Origin of the sequence: Streptomyces sp. NPDC087270 (assembly GCF_044744625.1) — a bacterium.
Lineage (GTDB): Bacteria > Actinomycetota > Actinomycetes > Streptomycetales > Streptomycetaceae > Actinacidiphila.
Genome location: NZ_JBIUYR010000009.1, coordinates 263,822 through 284,399, shown reverse-complemented (window position 1 = coordinate 284,399; position 20,578 = coordinate 263,822). Strand labels below are relative to the sequence as shown.

At 72.8% G+C, this 20,578-nt stretch carries 20 protein-coding genes; 11 read left to right on the top strand and 9 right to left on the bottom strand.

Annotation, left to right across the window (positions count from 1 at the left end):
* Positions 1–57: 57 nt before the first annotated feature.
* Positions 58–1,017, bottom strand: a complete 960-nt coding sequence (locus ACIPAE_RS20160; protein WP_402446818.1) for a phosphotransferase family protein — start codon at positions 1,015–1,017, stop codon at positions 58–60.
* 168 nt (positions 1,018–1,185) lie between these two features.
* Here ACIPAE_RS20160 and ACIPAE_RS20155 point away from each other — a divergent pair, with 168 nt between their 5' ends.
* Positions 1,186–1,854, top strand: coding sequence for a methyltransferase domain-containing protein (locus ACIPAE_RS20155; protein ID WP_366411943.1), 669 nt, complete (start codon positions 1,186–1,188; stop codon positions 1,852–1,854).
* A 37-nt stretch (positions 1,855–1,891) separates the two neighbouring features.
* Here the strand turns inward: ACIPAE_RS20155 and ACIPAE_RS20150 are convergent, their stop codons facing one another.
* On the bottom strand, positions 1,892–2,191 hold the full coding sequence (locus ACIPAE_RS20150) for a hypothetical protein (RefSeq protein WP_402446815.1): 300 nt from the start codon (positions 2,189–2,191) through the stop codon (positions 1,892–1,894).
* On the bottom strand, positions 2,188–2,601 hold the full coding sequence (locus ACIPAE_RS20145; protein WP_402446812.1) for a cytidine deaminase family protein: 414 nt from the start codon (positions 2,599–2,601) through the stop codon (positions 2,188–2,190). Before ACIPAE_RS20145 ends, ACIPAE_RS20150 begins: the two co-directional genes overlap by 4 nt.
* A gap of 181 nt (positions 2,602–2,782) precedes the next feature.
* Here ACIPAE_RS20145 and ACIPAE_RS20140 point away from each other — a divergent pair, with 181 nt between their 5' ends.
* Positions 2,783–3,130, top strand: a complete 348-nt coding sequence (locus ACIPAE_RS20140; protein ID WP_328469742.1) for a VOC family protein — start codon at positions 2,783–2,785, stop codon at positions 3,128–3,130.
* A 172-nt stretch (positions 3,131–3,302) separates the two neighbouring features.
* Here ACIPAE_RS20140 and ACIPAE_RS20135 read toward each other — a convergent pair whose 3' ends face one another.
* The gene (locus ACIPAE_RS20135; protein WP_402446923.1) at positions 3,303–5,729 is read right to left on the bottom strand and encodes an endonuclease/exonuclease/phosphatase family protein; all 2,427 of its coding nucleotides are present in this window, start codon (positions 5,727–5,729) and stop codon (positions 3,303–3,305) included.
* Between the two features lie 836 nt (positions 5,730–6,565).
* A complete protein-coding gene (locus ACIPAE_RS20130; RefSeq protein WP_329364428.1) occupies positions 6,566–7,270 on the bottom strand; it encodes a TetR/AcrR family transcriptional regulator in 705 nt (234 codons plus the stop codon).
* A gap of 192 nt (positions 7,271–7,462) precedes the next feature.
* Between ACIPAE_RS20130 and ACIPAE_RS20125 the strand changes: the two genes are divergently transcribed.
* Positions 7,463–8,887 carry an MFS transporter gene (locus tag ACIPAE_RS20125; RefSeq protein ID WP_366411940.1) on the top strand — a complete coding sequence of 475 codons (1,425 nt, stop codon included), beginning with the start codon at positions 7,463–7,465 and terminating at the stop codon, positions 8,885–8,887.
* A gap of 125 nt (positions 8,888–9,012) precedes the next feature.
* Here the strand turns inward: ACIPAE_RS20125 and cutA are convergent, their stop codons facing one another.
* The 3 genes from cutA to ACIPAE_RS20110 form a co-directional block, all read right to left on the bottom strand.
* Entirely contained in the window at positions 9,013–9,336 is a 324-nt protein-coding gene (gene cutA, locus ACIPAE_RS20120) for a divalent-cation tolerance protein CutA (RefSeq protein WP_402446808.1), read from the bottom strand.
* 75 nt (positions 9,337–9,411) lie between these two features.
* Complete coding sequence (locus ACIPAE_RS20115; protein WP_402446805.1) at positions 9,412–11,544, bottom strand: hypothetical protein; 2,133 nt, start codon at positions 11,542–11,544, stop codon at positions 9,412–9,414.
* 446 nt (positions 11,545–11,990) lie between these two features.
* The gene (locus tag ACIPAE_RS20110) at positions 11,991–12,257 is read right to left on the bottom strand and encodes a helix-turn-helix transcriptional regulator (RefSeq protein WP_328469754.1); all 267 of its coding nucleotides are present in this window, start codon (positions 12,255–12,257) and stop codon (positions 11,991–11,993) included.
* 57 nt (positions 12,258–12,314) lie between these two features.
* Here ACIPAE_RS20110 and map point away from each other — a divergent pair, with 57 nt between their 5' ends.
* The 8 genes from map (at position 12,315) to ACIPAE_RS20070 (ending at position 19,650) form a co-directional block, all read left to right on the top strand.
* Positions 12,315–13,082: a type I methionyl aminopeptidase gene (gene map / locus ACIPAE_RS20105; RefSeq protein ID WP_366411937.1), complete on the top strand. Its 768-nt coding sequence runs from the start codon at positions 12,315–12,317 to the stop codon at positions 13,080–13,082.
* A 176-nt stretch (positions 13,083–13,258) separates the two neighbouring features.
* Positions 13,259–13,867, top strand: coding sequence for a TlpA disulfide reductase family protein (locus ACIPAE_RS20100; protein WP_366411936.1), 609 nt, complete (start codon positions 13,259–13,261; stop codon positions 13,865–13,867).
* Positions 13,868–14,112: 245 nt separating this feature from the next.
* A complete protein-coding gene (locus tag ACIPAE_RS20095) occupies positions 14,113–15,699 on the top strand; it encodes a pyridoxal phosphate-dependent decarboxylase family protein (RefSeq protein ID WP_402446800.1) in 1,587 nt (528 codons plus the stop codon).
* Positions 15,693–17,252 carry a hypothetical protein gene (locus tag ACIPAE_RS20090; RefSeq protein ID WP_402446798.1) on the top strand — a complete coding sequence of 520 codons (1,560 nt, stop codon included), beginning with the start codon at positions 15,693–15,695 and terminating at the stop codon, positions 17,250–17,252. The genes ACIPAE_RS20095 and ACIPAE_RS20090 overlap by 7 nt, the downstream gene beginning before the upstream one ends.
* A complete protein-coding gene (locus ACIPAE_RS20085; RefSeq protein WP_402446796.1) occupies positions 17,249–17,683 on the top strand; it encodes a hypothetical protein in 435 nt (144 codons plus the stop codon). The genes ACIPAE_RS20090 and ACIPAE_RS20085 overlap by 4 nt, the downstream gene beginning before the upstream one ends.
* A gap of 89 nt (positions 17,684–17,772) precedes the next feature.
* Positions 17,773–18,558 (top strand): hypothetical protein, encoded by a 786-nt coding sequence (locus ACIPAE_RS20080; protein ID WP_366411933.1) that lies wholly within the window; start codon positions 17,773–17,775, stop codon positions 18,556–18,558.
* On the top strand, positions 18,555–19,025 hold the full coding sequence (locus ACIPAE_RS20075; protein ID WP_402446793.1) for a hypothetical protein: 471 nt from the start codon (positions 18,555–18,557) through the stop codon (positions 19,023–19,025). Before ACIPAE_RS20080 ends, ACIPAE_RS20075 begins: the two co-directional genes overlap by 4 nt.
* A gap of 10 nt (positions 19,026–19,035) precedes the next feature.
* Positions 19,036–19,650, top strand: coding sequence for a hypothetical protein (locus ACIPAE_RS20070; RefSeq protein WP_402446790.1), 615 nt, complete (start codon positions 19,036–19,038; stop codon positions 19,648–19,650).
* Positions 19,651–19,709: 59 nt separating this feature from the next.
* Here ACIPAE_RS20070 and ACIPAE_RS20065 read toward each other — a convergent pair whose 3' ends face one another.
* Complete coding sequence (locus ACIPAE_RS20065) at positions 19,710–20,564, bottom strand: GNAT family N-acetyltransferase (protein WP_402446788.1); 855 nt, start codon at positions 20,562–20,564, stop codon at positions 19,710–19,712.
* Between the last annotated feature and the right edge of the window lie 14 nt (positions 20,565–20,578).

The following is a 20,578-nucleotide window of genomic DNA, read 5'->3' as shown; positions in this document are numbered from 1 at the left end:
TGCCGCGTTGCCGGTGGTGGGTTGCGGGCGGCGCGTGGCGGGCGGTGGGTGGCGCGCTCAGATCCGCCCGGAGGACCGGAGCGCGCGGTAGTGCGCGAGGCGGTCGTCGGTCCACGCGGTGTGGCGCGTGCGGAGCTCTGCCGGGGTGAGGTCGGTGCGCCCGAGATCCTGGTAGTTCGGGTACCAAGTCTCCACGGAGTGAAGCGAGTTGGTGAGGGCGAACAGGTCCCACAGCACCATGGCGGGCAGGTTCTGGCCGGCCGCCTCCTCGTACGCGGCCAGGAACGTCTCGGCCGCGGCCGGGCCGTGCAGCAGGACGAGGTCGAGCCTGCACCAGCTCACGTCGAAGCCGCGCGGTGCCAGCGAGGCGCCGGACCAGTCGATGACGCCGGTGAGCCGGTCCCCCTGCCACAGGACGTTGCCCGACCAGTAGTCGTAGTGCGTCAGGACCGGTGCTTCCTCGGTGAGGCGGTGGCCGTGGGAGGCCAGGATCGCCGAGGCGGGAGCGGGAGCGGTGCCGGTGCCCGGGTCGGAGGAGGCGGCGGCATGGGCGGAGGCGGCGTCCTTGATGGTCGCCATTCCGTCGCGAAGTCCGGTGAGCCCGTGGAGCGGGACCTCGTGGAGCCGGGCCAGGGTGCGGCCCAGTTGGACCGCCGCCACCTCGGGGGACGCCGGTGTGATGTCCGAGCGGCCCGGGAGACGGGTGATCAAGGTCGCGGGCTCGCCGAACCGCTCTCCTTCGGGGTCGGCGCCGAGCAGCCGAGGCGCCCAGCCGCCCAGCCCGTCGAGCGCCGCAAGGACGACGGCCGCCCGAGCGGCGGCGCGGTCGCCGGGCGGGTAGCGGTGCAGGATCATCTCGTGCGCCGGGTCCACGGTCTCCAGCAGGTGCGTGGCGGCGTGGGTGCCCCCGAGCAGTCGCCGTACGGTGTGCGCGGAGGCTTCGGGTCCGGCGACTTCCGCCGCCCAGGTGAGCGCGGCGGCAGGCGGCTGGGAGTCGATCACCGGGTCAGTGTGCATGGCCGCAGTCCGCGGGGCCACCGGTTTCCGCGCCGTGGCGGCCGTGGTGGCCGTGGCCGCCGTTGCCGTTGCGCCCGATGTGGTGCGGGCGCAGCGGATTCCGCGTTCCCCGTGCACCGATCGCCTGTTGTCCTGCCGTCCCCAGGGCCGTCGTCCTATGGTGGGCCGATGCGTGCACACTCCGTTGACCGCCCGGCCGACCTCGACAAGGTTCGCGAGTCCTATGACCGGGTGGCGGACAACTACGTTCACATGGTGGCGACGACGGGGCTCGGCGACATCCGTCTCCAGCCCTGGCTCAAGGCGACCATGGACGCCTTCGCCGACACCGTGAGCGACCTCGGCCCGGTACTCGACGTCGGCTGCGGCCCCGGAACGGTGACCGCCTACCTCGTCGAGCGCGGCCTGGACGCGTCCGGCGTCGATCTCTCGCCCCGCATGATCGAGAACGCCCGCCGGCTGCACCCGGAGTGCCGCTTCGACGTCGCCTCCGCCACCGAACTCGACCTCGCGGAAGGGTCACTCGGCGGCGTGCTCGGATGGTGGTCGCTGTTCAACCTCCCGCGCGACGTCCTTCCGCAGGTGCTCGCCATGTTCGCGCGCGCCCTGAAGCCCGGCGGGCACTTCATCACCGCGACCCACGTCGGCGACGAGGACGCGGTGCGCACCGAGGCGTACGGCGGCGTGTCCGTTCGGTGGACCACGCACAAGTGGCGGCCGGAAGAACTCGTGGACCTGATCGAACGGGCCGGCCTGAGCCTCGTCGCCGAACTCCGGCTCCCCGCCGACGAGCAGGTCGGCCCCGGGGTGGTCGTCGTCGCCAAACGCCCCGCCTGAGCCCGGGCGGCGGGAGAGGCGCACCACCCGGTGGACGTCAGGGAGCCGGTCGTACGGGTGCGGCGGGGGTTCGGCTGAGGGTCGGCGGGCGGCTCGGGTCGGTGAGGGTCCCGTACGGGGGCCGGCCGTCGAGCTGTTCGGCGGCCGGGGTGGCCGGGGTGGCCGGGGTGGCCGGGTCCCAGCCGCGGGCCGTGGCCTCGTCCGGGAAGGCCCGGTCCGTGCCGGGTTCGTGCAGGGTCAGCCAGGGGCCGCCCGCGGTGGCGATGGCGCCGGAGGGGGCGCGGCCGTCGGGGCTTCTCGTCGTCGCGCGCCATCGGTGGAGGGCAACCCCCGTCATTCGGCGTCGAGTTGGTGGTCGGCCCAGACGTAGCTCTCGGGGAGCAGCGCGGTGATCGGGACGGCGCGGAGCTGGTCGCCGGCGCCGACGATGACGGTCAGGGCGGGGAAGTAGTCGAGGAGGACCTGTCGGCAGCGGCCGCACGGGGGCACGACGCCGCGCTCGCGGTCGCCCACGGCGACGATGGTGACCAGGTCGTCGATGCCCTGCGTTGCTGCCGTGCCGAGCGCGACCAGTTCCGCGCAGGGGCCGCCGGTGAAGTGGTAGACGTTCACCGCGGTGACGACGCGGCCGTCCCGCGCGCGGGCCGCGGCCGCCATGGTGTGGTTGTCGCCCCGGCAGGCCGTGGCCGCGACATCGGCCGCCGCCCGGATCAGTTCGTGGTCGACGCGATCGGTCGGTGTGGTCATCTGGTCCGCTTTCGTACGGTGCCGGGGGACGCGCCGGGCGACGCGCCGGGGGACGCCGGTGCGGCGACCAGTCTGCCCTGTCGACGCGTCCGAGCGCGCCGGTGAACGTGCGTCGGTCAGCGCGCCGTAGTACTCCTGGAGGCACGCAAACACGTCCGTCCGTCCGTACTTGGAGTCGTCGATGACCGTTCGCCGGGTCGTGCCCAACATCCAGTCCGAAGCCGCGGGGGAGAGCCGGGAGTTCTACGGGCTGCTGGGCTTCGAGGAGGTCATGAACCACGGCTGGATCATGACGCTCGCCTCCCCGTCCAGCCCGGCCGCGCAGATCAGCATCATGAGCGAGGACAGGACCGCGCCCGTCACCCCTGACCTGAGCGTCGAGGTGAGCGACGTGGACGCGGCCTACGCGCTCATGCGGGAGAGCGGCGCCGAGATCGTCCACCCGCTGCAGGACGAGGAGTGGGGTGTGCGGCGCTTCTTCGTCCGCGACCCCAGCGGACGGGTGGTCAACGTGCTGGGCCACCGCTGAGGTTCGCCGCGCGGGCGGCGGGCGGCGGGCGCCGGGTACGGCAGTCGCGCGCGCGGGGTGCGACGAACAGGTGGCGGCGGCCACTTCCGTGACCGCCGCCACCCGTCAACAGGCCCGCCCCTCATGGGCGTTGCCCGCGGCGTGCTGCGTGCTAGGCGTTACGCCGTACGAGTTACGGCTTGAGGCGGATGACCTGCGGGTCGTGGTCACTCGTCTGGTCGGCGAACTCGGAGTTGATGTGGACCACGTCGTAGTCCACGTGCTTGCCGAGGTTCGGGCTGACCAGGATGTGGTCGAGCACCTGGGAGTTGCCCTCGTAGACGTAGGAGTAACGCTCCGCGACCGGGAGGGTGTTGACCAGGTCGGTCAGCGCCTTGCCGTTGCCGGTGAGGGCGTACACCGCGGGCGAGAACTGGTAGTCGTTGAGGTCGCCGAGGACGACGACGTCGGCCTTCGGGTCGGCGGCCTCCAACTGCTCCACGAAGTCGTGCTCGAGGATCGCCTGGCGCACCCGCTGCACCTCGGAGCTGCGCACCGGCGGCTGGAAGCGGCTGTCGACGCCCTGGTCGCCGCCCTTGCTGTCGAAGTGGTTCGCGATCACGAACAGCTTCTTGCCGCGGAAGGTGAACTCGCCCGCGAGCGGCTTGCGGCTGCTGTTCCACGCGGGGTCGTTCGGCGCGATCCGGCCGGGGGAGGCGGTGAGTTCGGTCTTGTCGCCCTTGCCGGTGATGCCGACCGCGGTGGTCGAGTCGCCGCCGGCGTGGTCGACGAAGCCGACCCGGGCCGGGTTGAAGAGGAACACCTGGCGGATGTTGCCGCCGGGCTCGCCGCCGTCCTTGTCGTTGACCGGGTCGATGCCGCGCCACTGGTAGTGCGGGCCGCCGGCCGCGGCGATCGCGGCGGTGAGCTTCGTCAGCGTCTGGTCGGCGGCCACCACGCCGTCGTCCTTCGCGCCGTCGTTGTCCTGGATCTCCTCGAGCGCCACCACGTCGGGCGAACGCAGGTTGGTGACCAGGCCCTTGGCCAGCGCGTCGAACTTCGACTGCGGGTTGTCGGGCGCCAGGTTCTCCACGTTGTACGTGGCGACGGTGGCCTGGTCCGACGACGCCTTCGCGGTGACCTCGGGCTTGATGCCGCCGCTCTTGACGGTGCCGAGGGTGCGTGCCTGGAGCGCGTACGTGCCGCCGAACTGGTTGTAGTCCAGCGGGCCGGTGGTGGTGCCCTTCAGCGTGTCGCCGACGTTCGCGGTCGGGAACGCGGAGGTGGAGGTCGGGATGAGCGACTGCACCATCAGCCGGCCGGAGTTGGGGTCGTCGTAGCCCTTGTAGAGGGTGCCGCCGCGCTTGGTCGGGTTCTGCTTCGGCTTCACCGTGACCCACAGCTCGGAGTACGGGTCGGTGGCGCCGACCACCCGGCTGTCGCCGATCTGGACGTTCATCCCTTCGAGGGAAGCGTACAAATCGAGCGCGTATTCGGACGGGCGCAGGGGGAAGCTCTCGATGGAACCGCCGCCCGCGCTGGGCGCGAAGGAGTCGGGCACCTTCTTGTCGTCGAGGACCACGGGGGCGGGCACCGGGTTGCCGCTGGAGATCTTGGTCACCGTGGGCTTGGTGATCTCCGTGACGGCCTGGCCTCCGGCGGTGGTTCCGCCCGGGTAGTAGTCCGAGACCGTACCGGCGACGGAGACGCTGTCGCCGACCGAGACCGTGGGAGTGGAGCTGGTGTAGACGTAGATTCCCTCGCTGGTGCGCGGGTCGTTGTCCGGGTGCGGGTCCTGGAACCAGAAGCCCTGCGACGAACCGTAGGCGCGCACGCCGGTGACGATGCCGGTCGCGCCGCTGATCGCCTTGCCCTCGTACGGCGACACCCGGGTGTCGCCCTGGATGTCGTGGATCTTCACCGTGGCCGGCGGTGACGTCGGCGGCGTGGTGGGCGGGGTGGTGGGCGGCGAGGTCGGGCCGCTGCCGCCGGTGCCCGCGGCGTTCTGCGGGGTCGGGTCGCCCGCGGTGAAGTCGGCCGCGTTGTCGTCGGTGTCGGTCAGCGTGGCATTGCGCGCCACCGACGCGGTGTTGCTCGCGCCGGCCGCCGGGCCGCTGCCCTCGTGCACCACGGCCGTGCCGTATCCGACCAGGTCCTTGACCCGGGAGTCCGCGGCGCAGTCCGCCGCCGTCACGCAGGTCAGCGGGTCGGCGCCCTGCACCAGGGCGATGGTGCCGGACGTGCCGGACATCGCGATGTTCCCGGTCGCGTCCGGCGCCGGCAGCGCGGTGCTGCCGCCGGTGCCGGCGGCCTCGCCGACCAGGTAGCGGCCGCCCGCGGCCAGCGACCCGGTCAGCGGGGTGGCCTGCCACTTGGAGGTCGCGGTCGGCGCGCCCGACAGGTACTGGATGCTGTAGTCGCTCAGATCCAGCGTGGCGGCACCGGAGTTGGCCAGTTCGACGAAGTCGTTGGTGTAGGTGGCACCGGCGTTGCCGCCACCGCCGTACACCTCGGCGATCACGGCGTCGGCGGACGGCGTGGCGAAAGCGGAGTGGACGCCGATGCCCGCCAGGACGACGGCGCCGGCTATGCCGAACGGCAGGACCCGCTTGCGCAGCAGGGCCGAGCGCGGCGGGTGCGTGGCGGACGCGGCCTGCGCGGAAGGCGCGGCCTGCCCGGGCGTACCGGGTCTCGCGGGGCGCGAGGCGCCCTCAGGGGAGTGCGACACCGGAGGGGATCTCCTTTGTGCGGTGGGCGATTTACGGTGCCGCGGGCGCTACCGCCCCCGGGGAGGGAGGAGGAGACACGCGCGAACGCGCTCAAGATACGCGCGTAGATCTGGCCGCAGAAGGTACTTGGAGTTAATTCTCCGTGCCTGTCGCCGTGGGCCCGCTCACCGTGGGCGACGGACGCGGGGTCAGGAGGGGTGGGTGTCGCCGTCTGGGGCGCAGGGGTGCGCGTTCCCGTCCGGGGTCCGGGGCCGGCTGGAGCCGGCGTCCTTCGCCTCGGCTTCGAGGCGTTCGGCGGCCCACCGCGCCCATTTCGCGGTGGCGGCGGACAGGCGTACCCCCGGTTCCGCCGCGTACGCGCCGAATCCGGAGCTGCCGGGGATCGGTCGCCAGGTCGCGCAACCGGCCGCTCTCCTCGGCCCGTTGGCGGTGGCACCGCTCCTCCGCCCGGGCCGGGCCGGCGGCGTCCTCCGGGGCGGGGGTGGACAACAGGAAGGCGCGGAGAGCGACTTCGCCGCGTACGGTGCGGCTCGGCTCGAACTCGGTCGGCCACGCCCGCGGTTCCGCTCGGCCGGCCTCGGTGACGTGGTAGCACTTGCGGCCCCACCGGGCTCCCGGATCGGACCCCGGGACCGGGCTCCCGGACCGGACCTCGCCGGCGTGGACGCCGGGCCGTAGGAGAGCCGGAGCGGTCGGGGTCGCGGTCGAGTCGCGGTCGGGGTCGGGGCTATCCCGCCACCGGCTGCGACCCGCTCCGCAGGCCGCGCAGGCCGGTGACGATCAGCTCGATCCCGCGGCGGTAGTACAACTCGGCGCTCGCGCAATCGGCGAGCGGGCCGGCCGCGGCCACCACGTGCGGATAGCGGCGCGGCGAGAGGGAGTTCAGGTGGGCCCGCTTGGCGCGGACCGCGGCCTCCTGCTCCTCCGCGTCGCCCGAGGCGTGCCCGGGCTCGCCGATCACCAGGGTGATCAGTGACGCCAGGACGTGGCAGGAGCTGTCCGCGCCCCGCTGGACGTCCATCCCGGCGGAGCCGAGCTGGGCGAGCACCCGCTCGGTGATGTCCAGGCCCGGCTCGCTCCCGGTGATCCGGGTGAGCAGCAGCACGGCGGCGTTCGGATGCGGCACCAGCGCCTTGACCACGGCGGTCAGCACGCCCTCCAGCTGCTCGTACCAGGGCCGGTCGTCCGGCTCGGGCATCTCGACCGAGGCGAGCAGGCTCTCGGCGACCGCGTCGAGCAGGCCCTCCTTGTCCGGGAAGTGCCGGTAGAGCGCCATCGGCGTCACGTCGTGCTGCTGGGCGACCCGCCGGATCGTGACGGCGCCCAGGCCCTCCGTGTCGGTCAGGGACAAGGCCGTCGCGATCAGCTCGTCGCGGTTGAGTCGCTTCTGCGCGGCCATCTCTCGCCTTCCGATCAGCTCGGTTGTGTACATCGTACGCAGGGTCCGTACCCGTCGATCCCGCGCGCGGTCCGCGCCCGGCCACGGCGCCAGCACACGTCACTAGGTATACGTCGTACACGTCTCATGTATGGTGACTCCGTAAGCATACGCCGTACACATTCGGCGTACCTGCTCGTTCCGGCCTGCCCGGATCTGCTCCCACCAGCTACCTGCGGAGACGCCATGCGACGCAGTCCCTGGGCCACGCTCACCGTGCTGGCCCTCGCTCAGTTCATCGTGGTGCTCGATGTGACGATCGTGAACGTCGCGCTCCCCGACATCCAGTCCGACCTCGGCTTCAGCACCGACGGCCTGCAATGGGTGATCAGCGGCTACACCCTCCTGTTCGGCGGATTCCTGCTGCTCGGCGGCCGCGCGGCCGACCTGCTGGGCGCCCGCCGGATCTTCGTCGCCGGGCTCGTCCTGTTCGGCGTGACCTCGCTGGCCGGCGGCCTGGCCGGCTCGCCCGGGCTGCTCATCGCCGCCCGCGCGGTCCAGGGGCTGGGTGGCGCGATGCTCTCGCCGGCCGCGCTGTCCATCCTCACCGTCACCTTCGAGCACGGCCGCCGCCGCAACATCGCGATGGGCATCTGGGGCGGCCTGGCCGGACTCGGCGGCACCCTCGGGGTCGTCGCGGGCGGCGTGCTGGTGGACTCGTTCAGCTGGCGCTGGGTCTTCATCGTCAACGTGCCGATCGTGGTCGGCCTGGTGATCGCCGCGCCGCTGTTCGTACGGCACTTCCCACGGCGCGCCGGTGCGCGCTCGTTCGACCTGCCGGGCGCGCTGCTCGGCACCGGCGGGCTGCTCGCGGTCGTCTACGGCGTGGTGCGCGCCGAGCCGGTCGGCTGGTCCTCGTTCGAGGTGATCGGCTGCCTGGTCGCAGGCGTCGCCATGCTCGCGGGCTTCCTGGTGGTCGAGTCCCGCGCGGCGGCGCCGCTCGTGCCGCTGCGGCTGCTGCGCTCCCGCGCGTTGAGCACGGCCGGCGGCGCGCTCGCGCTCAACGGGGCCGGCTTCCTGTCGATGTTCTTCCTCACCGCGATCTTCCTCCAGCAGGTCAGGCACGGCAGCGCGCTGCACGCGGGGGTCGAGTTCCTGCCGATGGGCGGCACCGCGATCTTCGGCGCGGTCGCGGCCACCCCGCTGGTCACCCGGTTCGGCACCCGCCCGGTGCAGATCGGTGGCGCGATGATGAGCACGGTGGGGCTGCTGCTGCTCACCGCGGCCGGCGCCGACGGGTCGTACGCCGGCCAACTCCTGCCCGGCCTGCTGCTGTTCGGCGCGGGCATCACGTCCGTGGCGGTACCCTCGCAGATCGCCGCGGTCGCCGACGTCTCCGCGCACGAGGCCGGCGCCGCCTCCGGTGTCGTCACCGCCTTCAACCAGGTCGGCGGCGCACTCGGGCTCGCCGTCGTCACCACGCTGTCCACCTCGAAGACCACCTCCGACCTCGCGCACGGCAGTTCCCAGTCCGACGCGCTGGTGGCCGGGTTCCACCGCGGACTGCTGGTCGCGGCCGCCTTCATGGTGGTGGCGATCGCGGTCACCGCGCTGTCGCCGCGGCTGGCGCCCAGCGCCGAGCAGATCGCCGAGGAGCCGGTGGCGGCGTAACGCCCGCAGGGACGCCTGCCCGTAGGCCCATCCGCCCATCCGCCCGCCGGCCCGCCCGTACCTCCCGATCGATCGATCGATCGCGGGAGCGTACGGGCGGGCCGGCGGGCGGTGGCGGTGGCCGGTCAGCCCGCGGCCGTCTCCGCGTCGAGCCAGGCCAGGTACGGCGCGCTGCCGCGCTCGATCGGCACCGCGATGATCTCCGGAGTGTCGTACGTGTGGGCGGACTCGAGCAGCGCTTCGAGCGTGTCGTACCGCTCGGCCGGGGTCTTGAGGAGCACCCGCCACTCCTGCTCGACCCGGACCTCGCCCTCCCACCAGTAGACGGAGCGGATCGGCCCGTCGATCTGCGCGCAGGCCGCGGCGCGGGCCTCGACCGCCACCCGTGCCAGCTGCTCGGCGCGTTCGGCGCTGTCGGTCGTGGTCTGCACGGTGACGTACCCGGACACGGGGCCTCCACAGGTCGGTTGGGCCGAGCGTAACGGCCCTCTCAACCGGTCGGCCCCGGTCAGCCGGTCAGCCGGTCACGTCGTGAGCGTCGCCACCGCGACCGCGTATCCGCCCAGCGGGTAGGAGTCGGCGCTGCTCCACTCGCCGCGGATGTCGCCGCCGGCCGACTTCTGGTCCACCACCCTGACGTGGGCGCCGCGCAGCCCGTCGATCGTGACGGTGACCGGCGCGTTGGTCTTGTTGACCAGCAGCACCTTGCGGCGGCCCCTGTCGACGAGCGCGAGGGCGTACACGTCGCCGGAGGGCTGGTCGGGGAGTTCGATCAGCCGGCTGCCGGGCCGGATCTCGTCGAGGATCAACTCCAGCACGCGATAACGCGCGTTGGGCTCGCCGGTCGTCCAGTCCAGCATCGACACCGACGGGTACTGGCTCGGGTAGCCCATCAACTGGCTCTCGCCCACGATGTCGATGCCCATCAGCGCGAGCCGGGCGAAGACGTAGGCGTAGAGCCCGCCGGAGAAGTTCCAGTACGCGTCGGGGATCGGCGCCGGGTCGGACTGGGTGGCCGAGTCGGGCAGGATCGTGCCCAACTCGTCGACGGTGGTGCGGACATCGGGTGCCAGCGAGGTACGGATCTGCTCGACCTGGGCGACGGTCGCGAGGAACCCGTCCGCCTGCGCGAAGCCGTCCGGCCCGTAGTCGTCCGCGGTGTCGGCGGAGTTGGGCACGGCGTAGAAGTGGTAGCTGATCAGGTCGAGCGGGACGCCCGGCCGGTGGTTGGCCCGGTCCAGGAAGTAGCGGTAGAAGTCGAAGCCGGCGGAGTTGCCGAGCGCCAGCGCGACGAACTTGGTGCGCGGTGACACCTCGTGGATCGCGGTGACGATCGCGTCGTACAGCTCCGTGTACTCCTGCGGGGTCATCGCGTGCTCGAAGTCGACCTCGTTGAGCACTTCCCAGTACGGCAGTTGGTAGTGGTACGGCGACCGGTGGAAGGCGCCGTACTCGTCGGTGAAGCCGCCGGCGGTGTACCAGGAGACCAGCCGCCGGTAGTAGTCGGCGACGACCGAGACCGGCACGGCCAGGCGCTGCCCCTGCGAGTAGCCGAAGTCCGGCGCGTCCGGGTCGTCCGGGTAGGCGACGGGCGCCGTCCAGCGGGACAGGTCGCCGGAGAAGTCGTCGGAGAGCAGCGTCGTCCCGTCGGCCGACGTCACGACGACGTTGTCGAAGTCGGCCGACTCCGAGCCGTGTTCGCGGAACCCGACCGTTCCGGCGGCGAAGGTGTCGTCCTGCACGGTCAGCACGTCCGTGCCGTCCACGCTGACGGTCAGGGTGGAGCCGGCGGCGGTGGTGCGCACCTGGTAGGTCCGGCCGTCCTCGACCGCGAACGGCAGCGCGGTGGCCCGGACGGGGCCCGACTGGCCGTCCTTGAAGGGCACGAAGACGAGGTAGCCGCTCTGCGCCGGGGCGCTGTACGGGTAGTTCGACAGCAGGAACCCGTAGCCGTTGCCGGGGTCCCGCATCCGGACCGTCCAGCCCGCCTGCGCGTAGTCGGACCCGTCCTGCACGCCGGTCGCCCGCGGGGTGACGTCGACGGCGAAGGTGTAGTCGGTCCAGTCCGTGCCGCTCGCGGCGATGCCGATGTCGCCGCCGACCACGTGCAGCGCACCGTCCTTCAGCGTCCACGGCGTGGGCTGCCACATCCACTCCGGGATGGTGCTGAAGTTGAGGATCGTCGATCTGCCGCGGGTGGCCTTCTCGAAGTCCTCGACGAGCGGGTCGATGAGCGAGAAGTCCCAGCTGGTACGGCCGTCGGTCGGCGGTTCCAGCTCGGCCACCCCGAGCTTCGGGTAGGGGAACCACGGCACGAAGCGCACGTAGTCGGTGTCGAGGTTGCGCAGCGCGCGGTAGACGCTGTCGTGGATCGGCGACTCCCGGCGGATCTTGGGGTTCACCACGACCTGGAGCGTCGGCGTGGTCTTCGACACACGGCCGGCGGCGTGCCAGTCGATCGGCAGCGGCGCGGCGGCTCCCGCGGCGCCCTCGGCGTGTGCGGCGGTCGCGGGCAGCAGCGGGGCGGCCGCGGCGGCGGCACCTGCGGCGCCCAGGGACTTGAGCACCGTGCGGCGGGCGGGCGCCGCCGGGTTGCCCGCCGGGCGGGCCGGATCGGTCGGATGGGTCGGGCGGGTCGGATCGGTCGGGCGGTCCATGTCGGCTCCTGTCGCATCAGGTCATGAACATGACAGTTCCGCCCGAAGGGCGCCGGGCGCCTCGCGTCTCGAACGGTCGCGCACGGGAGGGGTGCGCGGCTCCCACGATAGGTGTGAAACGATTCATAATGGCGGAACGACGCGAGACTATGTGCTGTGCCGCGCGAGCGTCCAGGGTCCGGCGCCCCATATCTGTGCCAACGGTGGTGGGGGAGAAGGCGGTTGGAGGCGGGCTGCGCGGGCGGGTCGGGCCGGCCTGTCCGGGGGTGGCGGGCCGCGGGTGGGTGGGCCGCGGGGTGAAACGTTTGTATGGAGGCCGGGTGCGCGGGCCGGCTCGGGTTCGCCGCGGTGGTGGCGTCGGACGGGTTCCGGGTTCCGGGTTCCGGGGTGCGGGGCGCCGGGTGCCGGGTGCCGGGTGCTGGAGACCGGGTGTCAGGCGCCGGGTGCTAGGCGGTCAGGGCTTCGGGCTCCGGTGGGCTGCACTCGGCGGCCAGGCGGTCGGCGGACAGGCCGAGGGCGTTGGCGAGGGCGGTGATCGTGAAGAAGGCCGGGGTGGGGGCGCGGCCGGTCTCGATCTTGCGCAGCGTCTCCGCGGAGATGCCGGCCGCGGCCGCGACGGCGGTCATGCTCCGGTCGCCGCGGGCTGCGCGGAGCAAGGCGCCGAGGCGTTCGCCACGGGCCCGCTCCTCGGGGGTCAGGGGATTGCGCACCATGGACGTGATACTAATACCGGGATAGTTATCCGGTATGAGAATGGGGAGGCGCGTTCCATGGTCGAGATCAAGACGGACGCGGCATTGGACGCGATGCGCGAGGCCGGGCGGGTGGTGGCCGACGCGCTCGGCGCCACGCGGTCGGCCGCGGCGGTCGGCGTATCGCTCACCGAGCTGGACGAGGTGGCCCGCGCGGTGCTGGCCGAAGCGGGCGCGAGCTCGCCGTTCCTCGGGTACCGGCCGTCGTTCGCGTCCGTGCCGTTCCCCGCGGTGATCTGCGCCTCGGTCAACGACGCCGTGGCGCACGGCATCCCGGACGGCTACCGGCTGCGCGACGGCGACCTGGTCAGCATCGACTGCGGCGCCGAACTGGACGGCTGGACCGGCGACGCCGCGATCAGCTTCATCGTCGGCACGCCCCGCCCCGAGGACGTCGCGCTGATCGACGCCACCCAGCGCGCGCTCGACGCGGGGATCGCCGCCGCGGTGGCCGGCAACCGGATCGGCGACATCTCGTACGCGGTGGGCGAGGTGGCCGACGCGGCCGGCTGCGGCATGCCCCCGGACTTCGGCGGCCACGGCATCGGGCGGCGGATGCACGAGGACCCGCACGTGCCCGGGCGCGGCCGCCCCGGCCGCGGCTTCCCGCTGCGGCACGGCCTCACGCTGGCGATCGAGCCGATGCTGATGTCCGGCGGGCGCAACGCCTACTTCACCGCCGACGACGGATGGACCCTGCGCACCACCGACGGCAGCCGTGCCGCGCACATCGAACACACCGTCGCCGTCACCCCGTCCGGCCCGCGGGTGCTGACGCTGCCGTGACCGCCCTGCCGCACGCTGCGTCGCGTGGTGGGGCCACGCGGAGCGCGTGCGTGCGGATCAGGCGCCGACCCGAACCCGGCGCGGGCGAGGGCGAGTTCGAACCCGGCCCGGATGAAGGCGAGTGCGAACCCGGCCCGGATGAAGGGGAGTTCGGACCCTGTGCGAGGCTGGGCGGCGTGATCCGGATTCCCCGTCGGGAAGCGCCGCGCCGGCCGGGCCGGGTGCGGTGGAGCCGTACCCCGCGAACGCTGCTCGTCGCGTCGGCCGTTGCCCCGTTGCTCGCCGCGTGCGGGGGCGGCGGCGGTTCCACGTCGGCCGGCACCGACGACCTCGCGCCGATCGCCGCCACCCGGCGCGTGGCGGCGCCCGACCTGGCGGGCAGCACGCTGAGCGGCGGCCGCGACAGCCTCGCCGCGTACAAGGGCCACGTGGTGGTGATCAACATCTGGTCCAGCAACTGCGGCCCCTGCCGCGCGGAAGCGCCCGGGCTGGCCGCGGTCGCCGCGTCCACCCGCGCGCAGGGCGTGCGGTTCCTCGGTATCGACACCCGCGACTACTCGCGGACGAACGCCGCGGCCTTCGCGAAGCGGTTCGCCCTGCCCTACCCGAGCCTGTTCGACCCGTCCGGGCGGGAGGTGCTGAAGTTCCCCAGGAACAGCGTCAATCCGCAGAGCGTGCCGGCCACCGTCGTGATCGACGCGCAAGGCAGGATCGCGGCCCGCGCGTTGCACATCCTCGGCGAGGCGGACCTGCGGCGGATGCTCCGGCCGTTCCTCCCCGCGTAGCCGTTCCTCCCCGCGCAGCCGTCGTCGGCCGCCGTGCCCACGGGGTCCGCGCTGCCGCCGTCGCCGTGGTCCGCGTCCCCATCCACCCCCTCGCGGGCGTCCGCTTCGCACACCCGCGCGCAACTGCGCCCGGATTGGGCCGTACGGGCGAATCTCGCACCCTATGTGAGTGAAGCGCGTAGACGTCCACGGAACGGCGTTGCCATCCTCCGAGCAGCAGGACGCTGTATCGAGGGGGACCACGCATGGTAGAGCCCCATGCGGCCGCGGTAGGGGCCGCGGGTCGCATTCCGTCGCAGCAGTCGGAGCCGTACGCCGAGCCGTACACCGAGTCGCGCGACGCGGACGAGCCTGCCCAAGGCCCACCGGAGGCAGCCGCGTTCGGTCCCGCGCACTTCCGTACGGCCGCCGAGCGCACCCTCGGACAGCTGGCCCGGCACATCGGCGACCACTCCGTGCGCGGTCTCGGACTGACCGACCCGCGGGTGCTGGCCAAGACCGCGCGCTCGCTGATGACGCGGGAGCGCGAGCGGGTCGCCGGCTTCGACGGGGACCGGCTGGCCGCGATCGTCGACCTCTACCTGGAGACCGGCATCCAGGTGCACTCGCCGGGTGCGATGGGCCGGCAGTTCACCGGCTCGGTGCCGCTCGCGGCCGTCGTGGAGTTCGCCGGATCGGTGGCCAACCAGCCCTCGTCGTTCTACGAGGCCGCCCAACTGCCCAAAGTGGCCGAGCAGATCATGGCCGCCGAGCTCAACGCGTACATCGGCTGGGACCCCGGGCGGTTCTGCATGACCACCACGTCGGGCGGTTCGCTGGCCAACCTGACCGCGCTGCTGGCCGCCCGCAACCGCGCCTTCCCGGGCTTCTGGGCCGACGGCGCCGCCGCGTTCGGCGGGCGCGGGGCCCGGCCGGCGATCGCGATCGGCGCCGACGCCCACTACAGCGTGGCCCGGGCGGCCGGCGTGATCGGCGTCGGCGAGTCCCAGATCGTCCGGCTGCCGCTCAACGCCGCCAAGCAGATCGACCCCGACGCGGCCCGCACCACGCTCGACGCCGCCAAGGCCCGCGGCCTGGACGTCTTCTGCCTGGTCGCCTCGGCCGGCACCACCGCGCTCGGTGCGTTCGACCCGCTGGACGAACTCGGCGACCTGGCAAGGGAGATGGGCTTGTGGCTGCACGTCGACGGTGCCCACGGTGCGAGCCTGCTCCTCTCCGGCCGGCTGCGGCACCGGCTGCGCGGCATCGAGAAGGCCGACTCGCTCACCTGGGACGCGCACAAGATGATGTTCGTGCCCGCGCCGTGCACCCTGCTCTTCCACCGGGACAAGGACGCCGGCGCCGGCGCCTTCCGGCAGCAGGCCAGCTACGTCTTCGACGACGAGCCCGACCTCTACACCGCGCTCGACAGCGGCGACCGGAACCTGGAGTGCACCAAGCGCCCCATGATCATGCCGCTGTGGGTGCTGTGGGCGGTCTACGGGCCGGCGCTGTTCGCCGAGCGGATCGAGCAGCTGTGCCGGCTCACCGAGCGGGCGTACCAACTGGTCCGCGCCGCACCGGACTTCGAGGCGCTGCACCACCCGGAGGCGAACATCCTGTGCTTCCGGCACCGCCCGCCCGGGCTGCCCGAGCACCACGTGCACCGCCACCAGATCGCGATCAGGGACCGGATCAAGGCCCGCGGCGACTTCTTCATCTCGAAGGTCGACGTCGACGGGACCGCCGCGCTGCGCGTCGTGCTGATGAACCACCGGACCACCGCCGACCACTTCCGGACCCTGCTCGCGGAGATCCGGACGGCCGGCCAGGGAGTTGAGCGAGCATGCTGACCGAGAACACCACCGCGGCCGGCCGCACCGAGCTGGTGAGGCGGCTGATCCCCGACCTCGACCACCGCCCGGCGAGCATCGAGCAGGTCTCCCGACTCCCCTCCTTCCTGAGCGTGTTGCGGGCCTGCGAGCAGACGCTCGGCACCCCGTACAGCGCGGTGGACCACGAGGTGCAGGACACGCTGGTGCTCCGCCGGCTGCAGCAGATGGTGCACACCGTGCGGCTCAACCCGCTGTGGCGCGAGCGGCTGGCCGGGGCCGGAGTGCCCGACACCCCGGCGACGTACGACGAGTGGCAGCGGGTACCGCTCGCCGACAAGGACACCCAGCGCGAGTTGTTCATGGGCGAACGGCCCGGGCTGGTCGTGCCCCTGACCCGCGGCGGCTTCGAGATCGTCGCCAGCGGCGGCACCAGCGGCGGCCTGCCGGTCGAAACGGTCTACTCGCTACGGGAGTTGCAGGACACCTACCGGCTGGCCGGCGACTTCATCGGCCGGCACATGCTCGCCCCCCACCTCACCGGCGACGACCCGAAGTGGCTGTTCACCACGCTCGCCGACTACCAGATGTGGAGCAGCGGCACCATGGTCGGCGGTGTCCTGCAGAGCGTGCCGGGCGTCAACTACATCGGCGCCGGCCCGGTCGGCACCGCCGTCATCGAGCAGATGTTCTCCTACCCCGGCCCCAAGGCGCTGATGGGCATCACCGCCGGCATCGCGATCCTCACCGAACTCGGCGCCGGCATGAGCCGTCCGGCCAAGGAGAGCTTCCGGGTGGCGATGTACGGCAGCGGGGTGCTCGCCAGGCGCAAGCGCGCCGAACTCAAGGCGATGTACCCGAACCTGTCCATCCTCAGCTACTTCGCCGCCACCCAGGCCGAGACCATCGGCCTGCAACTGAGCGAGTCCTCAGCATGGTTGGCGGCCGTGCCCGGACTGCACCTGGTGGAGATCGTGGACGACAGCGGCCGCTGGGTGCCGGAGGGGGCGGAGGGCGAACTCGTCGTCACCCGCCTGCACGCCCACGAGGCCCCGCTGCTGCGGCTCAAGCTCGGCGACCGGATGATCCGCCGGCCCAGGACCGACGAACCGGGCCTGCGCACCCAGCGGTTCGAGTTCGCCGGCCGCAGCGGTGACGTCCTGCACCTGGGCGACACGCAGTACGCCGCCGCCCGCGCCTACGCCGCACTGCGCGACCGGCTGCGGGCCGGGAGGGTGCTGGACCTCGACGAGGCCGCGCACGACGTGCAGTTCGTCAACCACCGCGAGTCGAAGCTGCTCACCCTGCTCGCCGCCGTCGACGACGTGCCCGGCGCCGCCTACCGGCTGGACGAGGCGCTGGGCGCGCACGGCGTGCAGCGCGCGTTCGCCGAGAGCCTGCCGCTGTCCCTGTCCGTGTACAACCAGTGGGAGGCCGACCCGGTGTCGATCGCGAAGAGCGGATACCGCTTCGACCTGCGGTTCGTGCCCCGCGACTCGCCGGAGATCGAGCACACCGCCGTCGGCAAGGTGCCGCTGGTGCGCGACCGTACGACCGACTGGACCGCCCGGTGAGGCCCCGCGTCCAGCCGCAGGTGAACATCGCGGTCGCCGTGGACGTGGTCGGGGCGCTCTCCACGGGCACCCTGCGCGGCGGCCACCTCTGCCTGATGGACGACAGCGGGTGCGACAGCCAGGGGCAGGGCACCCCCGACCTGTGCACGGTGGTACGCCCCGGCCAGGTCGTCCAGTGGTCGGCCGTGCCGCTGGACGTGCAGACGCCAGTGGCGATCCGACGCATCGTGTTCCTGGGCCCGGAGCAGGGGGAGTCGGGGGACGTGGGGGAGGTCCCGGAGAGCGCCCGACCGGACCTGGCGGTCTGGTCCGGTGTGGTTCCCGCCGACATGCCGCGCGGTGTGCCGCAGCGCTACCGGCTGGAACTCCGCATGTCCGGGGGCGAGTCGAGCCTCGCGTACGTCGACACCCCGTCGCTGCTGTGCCCGTAGGAACGCTGCGCTCCGCACGCCGTGCACCTCGGACCACACACCGCACGCCGCGCACCGCGCCCGTACAAGGAAGAAGGAAGGTGGGCCGTATGAACCAGCAAGTGGCGGTCGTCGTGCTGGTGGACGTCGCCGCCGCCCTGGAGAGCCGGACCCTGGAGGGCAGCATCCACCTCCTCGACAACGCGCGGCTCCAGGGCTCGGTCGGCCAGGGCAGCGCGGACCTGATCACCGCGATCAACGGCAGCTACTGGAGCGACGGTTCGCAGGCCGACGAGCAGGTGATCAACTGGGCGCTGTACAGCCTCGGTTCGATCCCGCCGACCGTCCCGCGCGGCTACCTCGCGGCCGAACGCGGCCGTGGCACCGCCAGGACCCCGGCCCGCGCGGGCGGCACGTCGGGCGGCAAGCCGGTGGGCAAACCGGGCGGCAAGCCGGTCGGCCGGGTCGCCGACATCACCGGCGGGCTCCACACCCCGAGGTCCGGCTGGTTCCCCGCGGGCCACGCCCACCCCGAGCCGGTGCTCGGTGCCATCGTCGGCGAGGCGGTCGACAAGGGCGTGCTCCACCCGGCGGTCTACGGCTCGCCCGACCAGGTCACCGACGGCTGGTACTGGTCCGCGTCCGTCGACACCACCCGGCCGGGCACGTACGGCTACACGATGCGGATCGAACTGCACGAACCGGTGGAGAGCGACGGGCAGTGGAGATGGGAGCCGGTGCGGCTGGCGTACGACTCGGCGGTCAGGATCAGGACCGCCCCGAAGCGCAACGGGTTCACCAAGGCCGGACTGGGGCCGCTGCCGATCCGCGCAGCTGCCGCCGGGTTCGGCACAGGCGCGGCGGACTGCCGCAAGCCGGAAGGGGATGGGCGATGACCGCGGCGAAGCACCAGACGAGCGGGGCGGGTTCGGCCGGCGGAGGCCGGGGCCGGGACGACGAACGGCGGCCGATCTCGATCGCCGCGGTGATCGACGTGGTGGGCGCGCTCGCCACGGGCGCCCTGCACCGCAACCTGTACCTCTACGACACCGGGAAGGCGGCCGGCTCGACCGGTCACGGCACCGAGCAACTGCGTACCGTGGTCCGGGCCGGCGACCAACTCCTGTGGTCCGCGATCCCGTTGGAGTGCGAGGCGTATCTGGCCATCGACGCCGTCGAGATCGACCCGTCGGTGTGCGAGCCGGTCCGGAAGATCTACCCGGGCACCGACATCTCGTACTGGACCGGCACCGTGAAGAAGGACGCCATCCCGGCCACGCCGTACCGCATCGCGTTCCTGCTGGGCAGCAGGAACGAGCCGATGGTCACCGAACTGTCGCCGCTGCTGGCCTGGGAGAGGTGACCGCACCGCCATGAGACCCGCCACGACATCGGCCGGGCAGCGGCGCGACCCCGACGGCCTCGGCTCCGGTTCCGACCGGCCCGGTCGGCCCGACCCCGACCGTCCTTACCCCGGTCAGCTCAACTCCGTCCAGCTCAACGTCGTCACCTTCGTGGACGTGGCCAAGGCCACCGCCGCCCGCTCCCTGGACGGCGCCGTCTTCATGATGGACAACAGCGTCGGCGGCGCGGGCCAGGGCACCGCCGACCTGCGGACGGTCTGCAAGCAGGGCCAGGTGCTCAACTGGATCGTCCGGCCGATCGCCATGTCGCCTCGCCCGGACGGCAGTTGGCCACCGCTGCCCAGGATCGGCGGGGTCGTCTTCCTCGACGGCGAGGAGGGCGACGAGGACGACGTCGCCGAGGTGAAGGTCTGCACCGACCTGAAGAGGTACGGCGTGCCCGACCGGATGCGGGACCCGTACACCCCGGTCTACTGCTACTGGGCCGGCGCGGTGGTCGCCACTCTCGCCCCCGGCCGCTACCCCTACCGGCTCACGGTCGAGCTCGAACAGGACGGCAGGAAGGAGCGGTTGTACCTGGACTCGCCGGGGCGGCCGTCGATCGAGGTCATGCCGGTCGGCTGATCCGTCATGCGGCCCGTCCGATCGGCCGAGCCGGTCAGCCGTGCCGGTCAGCAGTGCCGTCAGCCGAGTTCGAGGGACGTGGTGCCGTAGACCGCCTCGACGCGGCTCACCGGCGCCGTGCCGCTGTACATCCGCAGGCACTCCGAACTGGCGGTCAGGCCGCGGTCGGCGGCGAGCTTCGCCGCTGCCGGGTACAGGTCGGGGATGTCGATGGACACCTCCGCCCCGGGCGGCAGCGTGGCGACGAGGGCGTCGAAGAGGACGCCGGCCTCCTCGGCGGTGTCCGCGAACAGCGGTCCGACGCGGTGGCCTTGGTGTGCCGGGCGGATGACGCCGTACCCGCGGACGCCGCCGTCGGCACCGAGCAGCACCCGGGCGGTGTGGCCGTCGTCGGTGAGCCAGCGGGACACGAAGTCGGCGCGGGCGGCGGGGAAGCAGCCGCGGTCGTACGCCGCGATCGCCCGGTGGTGGTGCGGCTGCACCGCGAGGACGGCGGGGTCCGTCGCCGCACCGGCCGTGCGCGGACGGCCGGTGTGGCGGACGTTGCGGTAGGCCGGGGCGAAACCGGCACGCGCGTAGGTGGCTTGCTGCGCCGGAACCCCGTCGAGGCCGATCACCCGGCCCTCGGCGTGGGGCAGCGCGGCGTGCCAGGTGGCGAGGCCGAGGCCGGTGCCGCGGTGGTCGGGATGGACCAGGTAGTAGCCGAGGAAGGCGTACTCGGGGGAGTACACCACGACCGAGACGGCCGACACGACGCGGCCGTCCAGCCGGCCGACGAAGAAGCCGGCCGGATCGCTGGGGAGGAAGTGGGCCGCGTCGCCGTGGCCGGGGTTCCAGCCCTCGCCGGCGGTCCACGCCACGATCTCGTCCCACTCGGCAGCCGTCGCCTGGGTGACGGTGAGGTCGTCCCGCACGTTCCTCTCCTTCC

Coding starts and splice junctions, on each gene's coding strand:
- ACIPAE_RS20115 (WP_402446805.1), bottom strand. CDS start 11,544: ATGGACCGCCCGACCGATCCGACCCGCCCGACCCATCCGACCGATCCG.
- ACIPAE_RS20125 (WP_366411940.1), top strand. CDS start 7,463: ATGCGACGCAGTCCCTGGGCCACGCTCACCGTGCTGGCCCTCGCTCAG.
- ACIPAE_RS20145 (WP_402446812.1), bottom strand. CDS start 2,601: ATGACCACACCGACCGATCGCGTCGACCACGAACTGATCCGGGCGGCG.
- ACIPAE_RS20095 (WP_402446800.1), top strand. CDS start 14,113: ATGGTAGAGCCCCATGCGGCCGCGGTAGGGGCCGCGGGTCGCATTCCG.
- ACIPAE_RS20070 (WP_402446790.1), top strand. CDS start 19,036: ATGAGACCCGCCACGACATCGGCCGGGCAGCGGCGCGACCCCGACGGC.
- ACIPAE_RS20075 (WP_402446793.1), top strand. CDS start 18,555: ATGACCGCGGCGAAGCACCAGACGAGCGGGGCGGGTTCGGCCGGCGGA.
- ACIPAE_RS20080 (WP_366411933.1), top strand. CDS start 17,773: ATGAACCAGCAAGTGGCGGTCGTCGTGCTGGTGGACGTCGCCGCCGCC.
- ACIPAE_RS20110 (WP_328469754.1), bottom strand. CDS start 12,257: ATGGTGCGCAATCCCCTGACCCCCGAGGAGCGGGCCCGTGGCGAACGC.
- ACIPAE_RS20150 (WP_402446815.1), bottom strand. CDS start 2,191: ATGACGGGGGTTGCCCTCCACCGATGGCGCGCGACGACGAGAAGCCCC.
- ACIPAE_RS20130 (WP_329364428.1), bottom strand. CDS start 7,270: ATGTACACAACCGAGCTGATCGGAAGGCGAGAGATGGCCGCGCAGAAG.
- ACIPAE_RS20090 (WP_402446798.1), top strand. CDS start 15,693: ATGCTGACCGAGAACACCACCGCGGCCGGCCGCACCGAGCTGGTGAGG.
- ACIPAE_RS20140 (WP_328469742.1), top strand. CDS start 2,783: ATGACCGTTCGCCGGGTCGTGCCCAACATCCAGTCCGAAGCCGCGGGG.
- map (WP_366411937.1), top strand. CDS start 12,315: ATGGTCGAGATCAAGACGGACGCGGCATTGGACGCGATGCGCGAGGCC.
- ACIPAE_RS20155 (WP_366411943.1), top strand. CDS start 1,186: ATGCGTGCACACTCCGTTGACCGCCCGGCCGACCTCGACAAGGTTCGC.
- ACIPAE_RS20160 (WP_402446818.1), bottom strand. CDS start 1,017: ATGCACACTGACCCGGTGATCGACTCCCAGCCGCCTGCCGCCGCGCTC.